Origin of the sequence: Streptomyces spongiae (genome assembly GCF_009377185.1) — a bacterium.
GTDB lineage: Bacteria > Actinomycetota > Actinomycetes > Streptomycetales > Streptomycetaceae > Streptomyces > Streptomyces spongiae.
This window is the reverse complement of sequence record NZ_VJZC01000261.1, coordinates 1-13,430: the sequence shown is the minus strand read 5'-3', so window position 1 is coordinate 13,430 and position 13,430 is coordinate 1. Positions and strand designations below refer to the sequence as shown.

At 70.9% G+C, this 13,430-nt stretch carries 11 protein-coding genes; 4 read left to right on the top strand and 7 right to left on the bottom strand.

Translation table 11 applies throughout. From position 1 onward, the window contains the following. The 3 genes from FNH08_RS28785 to FNH08_RS28775 form a co-directional block, all read right to left on the bottom strand. A partial coding sequence (locus FNH08_RS28785) for a polyprenol monophosphomannose synthase (protein WP_322725638.1) occupies window positions 1-758 on the bottom strand: 758 nt, incomplete at its 3' end. Window positions 759-1,464: 706 nt separating this feature from the next. After that, window positions 1,465-3,078, bottom strand: a complete 1,614-nt coding sequence (locus FNH08_RS28780) for an amidohydrolase (protein WP_152774451.1) — start codon at window positions 3,076-3,078, stop codon at window positions 1,465-1,467. Window positions 3,079-3,168: 90 nt separating this feature from the next. Then, window positions 3,169-3,609, bottom strand: coding sequence for an Lrp/AsnC family transcriptional regulator (locus tag FNH08_RS28775; RefSeq protein WP_030577501.1), 441 nt, complete (start codon window positions 3,607-3,609; stop codon window positions 3,169-3,171). Between the two features lie 269 nt (window positions 3,610-3,878). Here FNH08_RS28775 and FNH08_RS28770 point away from each other — a divergent pair, with 269 nt between their 5' ends. Next, window positions 3,879-4,319, top strand: coding sequence for a hypothetical protein (locus FNH08_RS28770; RefSeq protein ID WP_152774450.1), 441 nt, complete (start codon window positions 3,879-3,881; stop codon window positions 4,317-4,319). A gap of 584 nt (window positions 4,320-4,903) precedes the next feature. Here the strand turns inward: FNH08_RS28770 and FNH08_RS28760 are convergent. Continuing rightward, window positions 4,904-6,079: an acyl-CoA dehydrogenase family protein gene (locus FNH08_RS28760; RefSeq protein WP_152774448.1), complete on the bottom strand. Its 1,176-nt coding sequence runs from the start codon at window positions 6,077-6,079 to the stop codon at window positions 4,904-4,906. A gap of 360 nt (window positions 6,080-6,439) precedes the next feature. Between FNH08_RS28760 and FNH08_RS28755 the strand changes: the two genes are divergently transcribed. Beyond that, entirely contained in the window at window positions 6,440-7,687 is a 1,248-nt protein-coding gene (locus tag FNH08_RS28755) for a glycoside hydrolase family 18 protein (protein WP_152774447.1), read from the top strand. Window positions 7,688-7,748: 61 nt separating this feature from the next. Here the strand turns inward: FNH08_RS28755 and FNH08_RS28750 are convergent, their stop codons facing one another. The 3 genes from FNH08_RS28750 to FNH08_RS28740 form a co-directional block, all read right to left on the bottom strand. After that, complete coding sequence (locus tag FNH08_RS28750; RefSeq protein ID WP_152774446.1) at window positions 7,749-8,408, bottom strand: TetR/AcrR family transcriptional regulator; 660 nt, start codon at window positions 8,406-8,408, stop codon at window positions 7,749-7,751. Window positions 8,409-8,515: 107 nt separating this feature from the next. Further along, window positions 8,516-8,656: an SCO1431 family membrane protein gene (locus FNH08_RS28745; protein ID WP_152774445.1), complete on the bottom strand. Its 141-nt coding sequence runs from the start codon at window positions 8,654-8,656 to the stop codon at window positions 8,516-8,518. Window positions 8,657-8,808: 152 nt separating this feature from the next. Then, window positions 8,809-10,197, bottom strand: coding sequence for a peptidase C39 family protein (locus FNH08_RS28740; protein ID WP_152774444.1), 1,389 nt, complete (start codon window positions 10,195-10,197; stop codon window positions 8,809-8,811). A 267-nt stretch (window positions 10,198-10,464) separates the two neighbouring features. Here FNH08_RS28740 and FNH08_RS28735 point away from each other — a divergent pair, with 267 nt between their 5' ends. Both FNH08_RS28735 and FNH08_RS28730 read left to right on the top strand, forming a co-directional pair. Continuing rightward, window positions 10,465-11,085, top strand: a complete 621-nt coding sequence (locus FNH08_RS28735) for a uridine kinase family protein (protein WP_322725640.1) — start codon at window positions 10,465-10,467, stop codon at window positions 11,083-11,085. A gap of 432 nt (window positions 11,086-11,517) precedes the next feature. After that, complete coding sequence (locus FNH08_RS28730) at window positions 11,518-13,383, top strand: AAA family ATPase (protein ID WP_152774443.1); 1,866 nt, start codon at window positions 11,518-11,520, stop codon at window positions 13,381-13,383. Window positions 13,384-13,430: the final 47 nt, after the last annotated feature.

Genomic DNA, 13,430 nt, shown 5'->3' with positions numbered 1-13,430 from the left:
CGCTCCCCCACACCCCACGCCGTAACCCGCCACAGCGCCTCCACCAGGATGTCCCGGCTCATCTTGGAGTCACCGAGCTCCCGCTCGACGAAGGTGATGGGCACCTCGACGACGTGGTACCCCGCCTTGATCGCACGGCGGGCGAGGTCGACCTGGAAGCAGTAGCCCTGGGAGGCGACCTCGTCGAGGCCGAGACCTTCGATGGTCTCGGCGCGGAAGGCGCGGTAGCCGCCGGTGATGTCGCGCAGCGGCAGATCGAGGGCGAGCCGCGAGTAGAGACTGCCGCCGCGGGAGATGTACTCACGGGACTTCGGCCAGTTCACCACGCGCCCGCCGGGCACCCAGCGGGAGCCGAGGACCAGGTCGGCGCCCTTGAGGGCGGTGAGCAGACGAGGAAGCTCCTCGGGCTGGTGGGAGCCGTCGGCGTCCATCTCGATCAGTACGCCGTAGCCGTGCTCGATGCCCCAGCGGAAGCCCGCGAGGTAGGCGGCGCCGAGCCCCTCCTTGCCCTTGCGGTGCAGCACCTGGACGCGGTCGTCCTCGGCGGCCAGCTCGTCCGCGAGCTTGCCCGTGCCGTCGGGGCTGTTGTCGTCGGCCACGAGAACGTGCGCCTCCGGGACGGCCTTCCGCACCCGGCCGACGATCGCCTTGATGTTCTCCGCCTCGTTGTAGGTCGGGATGATCACCAAGGCCGTGCCGAGCGGACCGAACTGCCTCTCCTGGGCTCCTGCCGCGAGGGTCCCGTCGCCGTCGTTCACTGCCTGCCCCTTCAATGTCCGTACGCAGGGGTCCACCATAGTGTCCCCCGCCTGCACCGACGTGTCGGCGCGTGCGACGGGGGGTGTCGATTCCACAAGAGCCGGGTGAGACCGCTCCCTGAGTCTCCTGTGTACTGTCCGGGATGCGCCGCCGTGCTATGGAATGCGCGGCAGGGAACGCAGGGCATGGAATCCACGCCACGGACTGCGCGCTACGGAACGACGCGCGCTACGGATCGGGGCCCGGCACCCTTCGGGCCGACCTGGGGCCCGCTGGCTGCGGGTCGACCGAAGGCCGTTGTCTACTGAGCGTCCGGGCCCCACCCGGGTCACACCAAGCCCCCAGGCTCTCGGCGTCTCTCCCACTCTCGGCTTCGCTCGAGCGGAACAGACCTCATGAGCAGGGAGGGACCCCCATTTCACTGAACATTCCTTCGCCGGGGCGGCTGCGCTGGGCCTGGCTCCGAGTGATGGTGCGCCGGTGCGGCACACCACCCCTGACCCAGCAGCGTCCCGACGACCGCGCGGAAGTTCCCCGGTCGGACGTCCGGTGGTGGACTCGGCCGAACCTACCCGTCTCCGGCCGCCAGCTGTCAACAGCCGTTCGACCTGCGGTGTTTCACTGAAACCCCTGGTCAGCGGGCAGGACGCCCAGGCGGCGAGACAGGGTGGCGGGGCCCCCGATCGGAGCCGCGCCACCAGGAGATCACTCGCCCGGCCGTACGAACACGGTCCGTCCGCCCACCACGGTGCGCAGGCAGACGGGCAGGTCCGCGCCGGGGCTCAGATCGGGCAGCCCGGGGGTGCCGGAGCGGGGGTCGGTGGACCAGCGGGCGACCCGGTCGTCGGGGGCCTGGACGACGAGTTCCTCTGTGCGCCAGACGGCGTAGTCCGCGGGCGCGCCGGGTACCAGGACCCCCGCGTCGTCCCGTCCGACGGCCCGCCAGCCGCCCCGCGTGTGCGCCGTGAAAGCGGCGCGTACGGACACCCGGTGCTCCGGCGTACGGTGGAAGGCCGCCGCACGGACCGTGCCCCACGGGTCGAGCGGTGTGACCGGACTGTCGGAGCCGAAGGCAAGGGGGACCCCGGCCCGCAGCAGGGCCGCGAACGGGTTGAGCGTACGGGCGCGTTCGGCGCCCAGGCGCTGGGCGTACATACCGTCCTCGCCGCCCCACAGCGCGTCGAAGGCGGGCTGCACGGAGGCGGTGAGACCGAGCTCGGCGAGGGCCGCGACGGTGTCGGGGGTGAGCATCTCGGCGTGCTCGACGCGGTGCCGGGCGGCGCGGACGCGGGCGAGGCCGGCCTTCTCGGCGGCTGCGCGCACGCCCTCGACGACGGCGGTCATCGCGGCGTCCCCGATGGCGTGGAAGCCCGCCTGCAGGCCGGCCTCGGTGCACGCGACGACGTGGGCGGCCACAGCGGCGGCATCCAGGTACGCGGTGCCGGTGTGGCCGGCGTCGGCGTACGGCTCGTGCAGGCACGCGGTGTGCGAGCCGAGGGAACCGTCGACGAAGAGGTCGCCCGCGGCACCCACGGCTCCCAGGGCGCGCGCCTTCGCCACGCCCTCATCGCCTCGTTCCGCCCAGTAACCCACCACCCGGGGCCCCGGCTCCTCGGCGGCCAGTCGCAGCAGACCCGTGAAGTCGTCCTCGGAAGAGATCTCCGGGCCCGCGCACTCGTGGACGGAACCGATGCCGAGCGAGGCGGCGTGGGCGAGCGCCGCGCGCTGTGCCTCGGTGCGCTGGGCGGGACCGACGGCGCCCAGCGCGGTGGCGCGTACGGCGTGGTGGGCATCGCGGGTGAGCGGGCCGTCCACGAAACCGTTGCTTCCGGGAACCAGGTCGAGCAGTGCCGTCGTGACGACCGCCGAGTGCACGTCGATCCGGGAGAGGTACAGCGGGCGCCCGCCCGTCGCCTCGTCGAGTTCGGCGCGTGTCGGGGGCCTGCCTCCGGGCCAGCGGGACGCGTCCCAGCCGTGGCCGAGGAGAACGCGGTCGCCGGGGCGGGCGGACGCGAACTCGCGTACGAGGGCGAGGGCGGCCTCCAGGGAGGGCGCGCCGGACAGGTCGAGCCCGGTCAGCGCGAGGCCGGTGGACGTGGTGTGCACGTGTGCGTCGGTGAACGCCGGGGTGACCAGGGCGCCGTCGAGATCGATGACCTCCTCGACCCCCTCCGCGAAGGCGTCGGCCGCTCCCTCGGAGCCGACCCAGGCGATCTGCCCGCGTTCCACGACCATCGCGGTGGCGAACGGGTCGGCGGGGCTGTGGACTTCTCCACCGCGCAGCAGCACGGTGTCCGACGAGGCGGTGCTCTCACTCATGGGGAACAGTCTCGCGCCTCGGGCTCACCGCCCGGTGCACGGGGCGTCCGAGCGTCGGCAACACGCCCCCACGGACGCGCCGCGCGCTCCTCAAATGCGCGGCGGCCGCGCCTCGTACGGCGTCGACAGCACCACCGTCGTCCGGGTCGACACCCCCGCCAGCGAGCGCAGCCGCGCCAGCAGTTCCTCCAGTTCGTGCGGGGTGGCCACGCGGACCTTGAGGATGTAGTTCTCGTCGCCCGCGACGCTGTGGCACGCCTCGATCTCCGGGACGCCGGCGAGGCGTTCGGCGATGTCGTCGGGGGCACTGGGGTCGAACGGTTTGACCGAGATGAACGCGGTCAGGGGCAGCCCCACGGCCTCCGGGTCGACGACCGCGGCGTACCCGCGGATGACGCCGCGCTGCTCGAGCCGGCGCACACGCTGGTGCACGGCGGACGTGGACAGGCCCGTGGCCTTGCCCAGGTCGGTGTAACTCATCCGCCCGTCCTCGACGAGCAGCTGCACGATCTGTCGGTCCAGCTCCTCCATGGCGCAAGAACCTACAGTGCGGCCGATCTCCACGGATACCTGAGCGGCGCAGGTCATACCCGGTTTGTGATGTTGCTGAGAACTCTCTGTGAGCCGTCAGGGGGGACGAGCCCGGCGCATCGGGCACCTGCGATTGGCATGTGACGAACGCCACAGTGCGCGAACAGGCTTCGTGATGTTCTCGTGATTACCGCCGAGACGGGACGGGAAGTGCTTGCTGTGGTCGAGGTCGCAGTGCCGTCCCGGCCCAGCCCGAGGGGGAGTAACCCATGCAGAGTCTTAAGCGCCCTGGTCGTACCGCGCCCAAGCGCCCGCAGCCGGTCGTCGAGCCCGAGCCGGAGGGCGTCGAACCGGACGACGAGTTCGACGCGTACGACACCTTCGAGATGTACCGGGTCGTCTGCCCGGACTGCGCTCAGCCAATCGCGCTCCTCGCGGACGAGGAGGTCCTGCCGGAGCACGCGCTGTGCGCCTCACCGTGGAACCCGTTCGGGCTCACGGTCTGTGCCGGTACGGGCCGCGCGGCGGCCGAGGCCCGGTCCGCCGACGAGTCCACGGAGCCCCAGGAGCAGGGCACCGCCCTCCTGTTGACGCTCCCTCAGGGGCTCGACTGGCGGACACAGCCCTTCTCGCACGTCGGGGGCCCGGGGTCGCGCCCGATCCGGATGCCGGTGGTGCGCCGGCAGGTGGACCACCGCCAGGCCGCCTGAGCGCGAGCGCTGTCGCGAGCACTGCCTCAAGGGCTGTTCAGCCCGCCTCTTCCCAGTGACTGCCCTGCACCATGGCGCGCGGACTGCCGTGGTGCAGGATCAGTGCGTCCCGGGGCCCCATGTGACAGCCCGTCAATCACTCTTGAGCAGTACGCGCGCTGGGCTTCGAGATGACACTCAACGGTCGGGCATCGTGCTGGAGGCCTCGTCAGCGCCCCCCGTACGGGGCCGACTTGCACACACACCCGATTCCCGGCAGCGGTGACCGGCCCGCCCTCATCCGCGTTGCCCCGGTATGACCCCCACCTCTTCCACGACCGGGCGTCACCGTCACCACGCCGTCCCGCCGTCCTCGGGAGAATCGGTTCCCCGGCGCCTTCCACAGCCGCAGGATCCGCCCATCTACAGCGCCCTGATGCGGATGTGGGCGGACCGGGGCCGCACACTGCCGGGGCGCCGCGACCCGGAGTGGGTCCGGCTGGCAGCGCCCCCGGGCGGCCTCGGCCAGTTCGCCCGGTACGCGGACCCGTTCGGCACGGGAACGCCGGGCGGAGGCGAGCCGTTCCGCGCGACACGCGATCCGCTCAGCGCGATTCCGGACCCGCGAGGTGACGGGCGATGACCATCCGCTGGATCTGATTGGTGCCCTCGACGATCTGGAGCACCTTGGCCTCGCGCATGTACCGCTCGACCGGGAAGTCCGCCGTGTAGCCGTACCCGCCGAGGATCTGGACGGCGTCCGTGGTGACCTTCATCGCGGCGTCGGTGCAGTGCAGCTTCGCCATGGCCGCCAGCTTGGAGAACGGACGGCCGGCGTCGCGCAGCCGGGCCGCCGCCAGGTAGAGCGCCCGGCCCGCTTCGACCTGCGTCGCCATGTCCGCCAGCATGAAGCGCAGTCCCTGGAAGTCCGCGATCGGCCGGCCGAACTGCTGCCGCTCGGTGGCGTACGCGATCGCCTCGTCGAGCGCCGCCTGGGCCAGGCCGATCGCGCAGGCCGCGATACCGAGCCGACCGGAGTCGAGCGCGGACAGGGCGATGGCGAAGCCCTGGCCCTCGTCCCCGATGCGCCGACTGTCGGAGATCCGCACCCCGTCGAAGTGGACCTGCGCGGTGGGTGACCCCTTCATGCCCATCTTCTTCTCGGGCGCGGCGGCACTCAGCCCCTCGGCGTCGCCGGGGACCAGGAAGGCCGTGATGCCCCGGGCGCCCTCACCTCCGGTGCGCGCCATGACCGTGTAGAAGTCGGCGATCCCGCCGTGGGTGGTCCATGCCTTGGTGCCGGTGATCACCCAGTCTCCCCCGCTCTCGGCCACTGCCCTGGTCCGCAAGGACGCCGCGTCCGAACCCGAGGACGGCTCGGAGAGGCCGTACGCGCCGAGCAGCCCGCCACCGAGCATCGCCGGCAGGTACTCGGCCTGCTGTTCCTTGGTGCCGTACCGGGCGAGCGCATGACAGGACAGGGAGTGGACGCTGACGCCGAGGCCGACCGTGAGCCGGGCCGCGGCTAGCTCTTCGAGGACCTGGAGGTAGACCTCGTACGGCTGGTCGCCGCCACCGTACTTGTCGTCGTACGGCAGGCCGAGCAGGCCCGACTCCGAGAGCAGGGTGAAGAGCCCGCGGGGGAAGCGGCCGGCGTCCTCCTCCTCGGCCGCGTGCGGGGCGATCTCCCGCTGGGCGATCTCGCGGACGAGCGAGATCAGATCCCGGGCCTCGTCCGTGGGCAGTTGACGGTCCACCGGCTGCGGGGCGCGGTCGGGCATGGTGACGCTCTCCTCCCTGTCGGGCACTGCGGCGGACGCACCAGGGATGGGGTGGACGCCACCGAGTCTCACTGGCCACAGCCGATCGTCCCCTGCCGGGTCACGGAAGCCTCTGACCAGCGGCTGCGGCGCTTGGAGTATGCCCGACACCTGTTAACGGTCGTTCATTACAACACGTTCGAGTGATCACCCTCACTCCTCGGGCGGCCACCGCACTCCACGAGATTGGTCCAAACCATTGACCGCAGTGGTCTAGTCCTCCTACGGTTCCCCCCACAACGCGACCCCGCGTTCATGCCAATCGGCTCTGCGGGTCCAGGCACCACCCTCTCCCTCAGCTCCCGTCTCCACGGAGTAACGATGCACAGACCGCACCGCTCCCGTGTCCGTCTCCGGACGCCCCTCGTCGCCGCGTGTTGCGCCGCCCTCGGCGCCGGGCTCCTCGTCGCCACGGGCACCGCGACCGCCACTCCGGCGAAGCCCGATCCCACGACCGCCACGGCCGGCGCCGCCGGCTCGAAGGTGGTCGGCTACTTCACCGACTGGGGCATCTACGGCCGCCAGTACTACGTCAAGAACATCGAGACGTCCGGCTCGGCGGACAAGCTCACGCACATCAACTACGCCTTCGGCAACGTCGTGGACGGCAAGTGCGCGATCGGCGACCCCTGGGCGGACACCGACAAACCGTTCAGCGCGGACGAGTCCGTGGACGGCGTGGCCGACAGCGCCGACCAGCCGCTGAGCGGCAATTTCAACCAGCTGCGCAAGCTCAAGAAGCTCCACCCGAACCTCAAGGTCATCTGGTCGTTCGGCGGCTGGAGCTGGTCCGGCGGCTTCGGTGAGGCGGCGAAGGACCCGGGAGCCTTCGCGAAGTCCTGCTACGACCTCGTCGAGAACTCCAAGTGGGCGGACGTCTTCGACGGCATCGACATCGACTGGGAGTACCCCAACGCCTGCGGCCTCACCTGCGACACCAGCGGCAGGGACTCGTTCAGGGACCTGATGGCGGCGCTGCGCGGCCGGTTCGGCAAGAACGAGCTGGTCACCGCGGCGATCACAGCCGACGCCTCCAGCGGCGGCAGGATCGACGCGGCGGACTACGCGGGCGCCGCGAAGTTCGTCAACTGGTACAACCCGATGACGTACGACTACTTCGGCGCCTGGGACGCCACGACGGCCCCGCACTCGCCGCTGACCGCGTACCCCGGCATCGCGAACAAGGCGTTCAACACCGCGGCCACCATCGCGAAGCTCAAGAGCATGGGCATCCCGTCCTCCAAGCTGCTGCTCGGTATCGGCTTCTACGGGCGCGGCTGGACCGGAGTCACCCAGACGGAGCCCGGCGGCACCGCCACCGGCCCGGCGCCGGCCACGTGGGAGGACGGCAACGAGGACTACAAGGTGCTGAAGGCGAAGTGCCCGCCGACCGGCACGGTGGGCGGCACCGCCTACGCCAAGTGCGGTGACGAGTGGTGGAGCTACGACACCCCGCAGACCATCAAGGGCAAGATGAAGTACAAGGACGCCCAGCGACTGGGCGGCACCTTCTTCTGGGAGCTGAGCGGTGACACCCCGGACGGCGAGCTGATCAGGTCGATCAACTAGCCACAGGGGCACGGCACTCGGGGTGGGACCGGTCGGCGGACCGGTCCCACCCCGTCGGCGTTCAGGGAGCGCGGCGGGCAGGATCCGGGGCCAGGTACGCGGGATCCAGCTCCTCGATGGCGCGCAAGGTGCCACCCAGCGTCCTCACCAGCAGCTCGCGCATGGCGTCCCGGGGCAGGTCCGGGCGGTCGATCCAGTCGAGGGTGGCGCCCTCGACGCTGCACACCCAGCCGAGGAGGCCCATACGGGCGAGCGGCGCGATCTCGCGCCGGCCGTACGCTCCCTCGGCGATGGTCTCGACGATCGCCTCGCGCACGCCGTCCCGGATGGCGTGCACCTGCGTGTCGAAGCCGACGCCGCCGCTGACGATGGTGCGGTACGCGGCCTGGTTGTCCTCGGCGTAGCGGAGATAGCCGTCGAGGGTGCGGTGCACCCGCTCCTCCGGCGGGAGTTCGAGACCGCTCGCCGCGAAGGAGACCAGATCGGTCACCGAGTCCTCGACGATCGCGAGGTAGTAGCCGCGCTTGGACTTGAAGTAGTAGTAGATCAGCCCCTTGGCGACATGCGCCTGTCGCGCTATGTCGTCCATCGACAGCGCGTCGTAGGAGGTGTCGGCGAACAACTTCCGCCCGATGGCTATGAGTTCGGCGCGGCGGGCGAGGGAGCGGTCGGTACCGCGGGTCCTCGGGGGTCCGACCACGCGTGTGTGACTACTATTCAATTTCGGCCCAAGTCTCCAGCCGGCAGCGGGACATGCGCAGTATTGCAGACCGGCGCCACCTGGCTGTTCGACTCCGATCGACGGGCTCGGGGCCGCAGTGGATCAGTTCAGAGCAGGCCGAGGCTGGTGACCAGCATCGCCAGGGCCACGACGAGGATCCAGCCCGCGATGTGCTCGACGATCTTCGGGCCGTCGTCCTTGGGGCCGCCGGTGCGGACGCGGGCGGCGGTCGTTGCTGTGGCTGTCATGGCTTCTCGCTGGTGTCGGTGTGATCGGTGGGCGTCCCCCGTCCTTCTGTCCACCACCTTGCCAGGGGAGGCGACGGCCGCCGCCGAGACGTTGCTCACACACCACGGCCCCCGGCGGGCCGGGGGCCGTGGCACATCGATGCGGGACCCGCTCAGCGCACCCCCACCGCGGCCAGCGCCCTGCGCTGCCGGGCGGTCGGGTGGGCCGGGAAGTACAGGTAGCAGACGCCGCCGGTGCCGGAGACGACCTTCCCGGAGGCGTTGTACCGCTTCGTCCGGAGCCAGATATTTTCCCACTCACGCCGCTTGTAGACCCGCCGTACCTCCTCGTTGGTCGGGGAGTTGGGGTCGTTGGCGATCACGTCGCCGTCGGAGGTGAAGCCGATCACGGTCATCAGGTGGCCCGCCGTGCCGTAGCCCGCCCCCGTCAGTTCGGTGGCGAGGAACGACTGTGACGTTATGGCCGGGATGCCCGCCGCGATCAGCGTCTCCAGGTCGGTGAGCGACCCGAGCCGGGTCACCACACCCTGGAAGTCCTTGTACGTGGCGGCGTACGCGGCGTTGAAGGGCCAGTTGCCGCAGCCCTCGTACTGGTAGTCGTAGGTGAAGCGGGCCGCGTGGCACACCTGCGGGTCGGCGTAGTCGGGGTTGACCCAGGAGACGTCCTCGGCGGTGGGCTTCCGACCCCAGTACTCGATGATCATTTGTGAGGAGGTGGGGCTGCACCAGGCCTCGCCACCGTTGTCGTACTCGGGGTACTGGCCCTTGTGGGTCTCCTGCGAGTAGCGCGGGACGACCAGTTCCTTCACGAGCCCGGGGGTGGACTCGGGGACGGTGAAGCGGTCGGGGACGTCGGAGCCCATCGCGCCGAGCCGCCACACCGTGGGGGTCAGCTTGGTGCCGGGCTTGCGGTAGAGGGTGAGCCGCAGGCGGTACGAGGCCAGCCGCAGGCCCGAGGCCGGATCGTCCACGGTGAAGGTGTCCGTCCAGACACTGCTCCTGCCGTCGCTCTGATCGTCGACGGAGGTGCGCCGGATGTCCTGGTCACCGGCCGCCCACCGCCCCATCACGTACCAGGGCGTGTCCGTGCCGTCGGAGTACGTGCCCTTCAGTTCGATCTGGAGCCACGTGCCGGCCGGGGTGCGGGCGTTCCAGGAGGCGATGGCCTCGGTCGACGGGACGGCGAGCTTGTGGACGGGGGACGTCCAGGTCGCGTACTCCCAGGTGGAGGTGGTGCCGGTGTGCGGGTCGGTGTAGTCGGTCCGGCCGGCCGACGTGGCGATCACCAGGCCGGGCCGCTTCCCCGCCACCACGCGCGTGCCCTTCGCGCCGCCACCCTGCCAGTCGGTGTATGACGTCCAGGAGCGGTTGTCCACGAGGGATGCCCGTGCTTTCGCGGGGAGGTCGGATGCCTTTCCGGGAAGGGCGCCGCCCTGCTCGGGGCGGTGCGCAGCGGCGGCGGGGCCGACGGCTCCCACCGCGGCCGCCGCGACTGCGGCAGACAGGACGGTTCTGCGGGACGGCTGTGAGGCTCTGGTCATGAGCGGGTGACCCCCAGTGGTCCGAAGCGCGGTGGAGACGACGACCGTGGCCCAACTATGGACACAGGACGCCGACTTCTGCCAGCATCACGCGCCCCGCCGAACCCTTCAATATTGGTCGGGACCACTGACATCACCCGCCCGGCGGTATGCGCCACGACAGGGCGTCGCCGCCCGTCCGCAGTAGAGTCGGCGACCGCGGCACGCCGACCCGCGCCGCCCTCGTCCCCACTTCACGCCGTCCTCGCACCACACCAGGGAACCGCCATCCACGCCCTCGCCACCCGCCTGCGCCGGCTGCCGCCCTCCTGCGGGCCGGTCCGTCTGATCGGGATCGACGGGCATGCGGGCTCCGGAAAGACGACCTTCGCCGGGCGGCTGGCCGCCGCGCTCGACGACGCTCCCGTGCTGCATCTGGACGACATCGCCACGCACGAGGAACTGTTCGGCTGGACCGGGCGGCTGCTGAGCCAGGTGATCGAACCGCTCGACCGCGGCGAGACGGCGCACTACCTCCCCTACGACTGGCGCGCGCGGAACTTCGGCGCGCCCCGCTCGCTGCCCCCCGCACCGGTCGTCCTGGTCGAGGGTGTGGGCGCGGGCCGCCGTGCGCTCCGGCCGTACCTGGCGCGGCTGCTGTGGCTGGAGATGTCGAACGAGGAGGCATGGACACGGGGGCGCTCGCGGGACGGGGAGGAGCAGCGGGAGTTCTGGGCAGGGTGGGTCGCGGCGGAACGCCGGCATTTCGCCGAGGATCCCTCCCGGCCTCATGCCGATCTTCTGGTTCAGCAGAGGCCAGAGGGGTACGAGGTGCTGTCGGGACCTGCCGGGACTGCGGAATCGACCCTGTTCCTCACGCACGGTAACGGCCCGTCCGCGGTGTGCTGAACTCGTGAAGACCCTTGCGGAGGAACTTCCCCCAGTGCTTCAACTCGGCTTGACCCGGGGCCCGTACAGGACTTACGTTCTCAATGTGCGGTCATTCGAGACCGCCTCAGACGCGAAGCCCCCGGTTGTTCCCCCGTGATCGGGGGCTTCGTTCTGTCCGCGGCCCCCGTCTTCGGGCCCTCCAGGACACAATTCGTTCACCCTCGGTCACCGAGTGCAGTCTGCGCCGTCTGCTCCCACCTCGTAAGACGGGCCGTGCGGCACCCTTCGATGGGCGACCGACCCGCAGGTACGATGCCCTCGGTGCGACTTTCGGACGGCTGCAGAAACGCACCGATGCAACTCCCGTCCGCGGCACAGCGGTTCGACGAAGGCTGCCACGGGCACCGGCCCGGCGGCATACCGACGGGGGCACGGTTTGTGGGGGACGTGATGGATTTCGGCACGCGGGGCCCCAAGGCCCCGGCCGACCTCGCCTGGCTGCGAGGCGTGGACGCCTACACGATGGGCGCCTATCCGCAGGCCGAGGAGGAGTTCCGCGCCGCGGTGCGGATGGATCCCGGGATGGCCGACGGCTGGCTCGGGCTGCACGCGCTGCGGGTGGACACGACGACGGCGCTGCTGAGGATGTTCCGGCACCGGGAGCGCTTCGGGGAACAGCGCGCCCGCCACCGGCGCACCCTCAACTCCTGGTACTGGCTGGGCTGGTGGGTACAGCCCGTCCTGGAGAGCCCGCGCGATCTGCTGCTGGCCCACGCCTCGCACTGGCTCGACGGCCGCCACGTCCCGGAGCTGGACCGGGCGCTGGCCGGGCTGCCGCCCGTGGACACCGATCCCCAGGTCCGCTTCCTGCACGCGTGCCGCGCTTATCTGGTCAAGGACTGGGAACAACTGGTCCGGCACACGGACCCCTTGATCAACGACTCCATGCTGGGCATCGAGGCGGGACTCTTCGGTGGCATGGCCCGGGTTCGCCTGGAGATGTACGGACAGGCCGAACCGCTGCTGTCCACGGCTCTCATGCGATGTCGCAGCGAGCAGCCGCAGCGCAAGGAACTGCGGTACTGGCTGGCGCGGGCGCACGAGGGGACGGGCCGGTCCGCCGCCGCGCTCCCCCTGTACCGGGCCGTGCACCGGGTGGACCCCGCGTTCATGGACACCTCCGCGCGGCTCGCGGCGATCGCGGAGGGGGACGGGTACGACGACGCGGCGGACTTCGCGGCGATGGCGCTGACCGGGGGCGGCGACGTGTTGGACGGGCCGGACGGGGTGGACCCGCTCTTCGGTGTCGAGGGCCGGGACGTGAAGCTCTCGGAGCCGGATCTGCCGCCGCCGGGTGGGCTGCCGCCCGAGACGGTGGACACGGTGGTGCGGGAGAAGGCCGTGGTGCCCGTGCAGCCGCTGCCGGCCGGGCCGACCGATCCGGGGCTGCTGGAGGAGGCGCTCGCCGAACTGGAGCGCATGGTGGGTCTGGAGCCGGTGAAGCGCCAGGTCAAGGCCCTCTCGGCGCAGCTGAACATGGCGCGGCTGCGGGCGGGGCAGGGCTTGCCGGTACAACCCCCCAAGCGCCACTTCGTCTTCTCCGGGCCCTCGGGCACGGGCAAGACGACGGTCGCGCGCATCCTGGGCCGGGTCTTCTACGCCCTCGGTCTGCTCGGGGGCGACCACCTCGTGGAGGCACAGCGCGCCGATCTGGTGGGCGAGTATCTGGGCCAGACCGCGGTGAAGGCCAACGAGCTCATCGACTCGGCGATCGGTGGCGTCCTGTTCGTGGACGAGGCGTACTCGCTGTCCAACTCCGGGTACGGCAAGGGTGACGCGTACGGGGACGAGGCGCTGCAGGTGCTGCTGAAGCGCGCGGAGGACAACCGCGACCACCTCGTCGTGATCCTCGCGGGCTACCCGGAGGGCATGGACCGCCTGCTCGCCGCCAATCCCGGTCTGTCCTCCCGCTTCACCAGCCGCGTCGACTTCCCCTCGTACCGGCCGCTGGAGCTCACGTCCATCGGTGAGGTGCTCGCCGCGGAGAACGGGGACGTGTGGGACGAGGAGGCGCTCGATGAGCTGCGCTCCATCAGCGGGCATGTGGTGGACCAGGGGTGGATCGACGAGCTCGGCAACGGGCGGTTCCTGCGCACGCTGTACGAGAAGAGCTGTGCGTACCGCGATCTTCGTCTGTCGCTGTATCCGAGTACGCCGACCCGTGACGACCTGTCGACGCTTCGGCTGCCGGATCTGATGCAGGCGTATGGGGAGGTTCTCTCGGGGCGGGGGCCGCAGGATCCGTCTGCGTTGTGAGCGCGGCGGGGTGTGACCACGTTTTCTCCGCCCCCGCCGCCCCTACC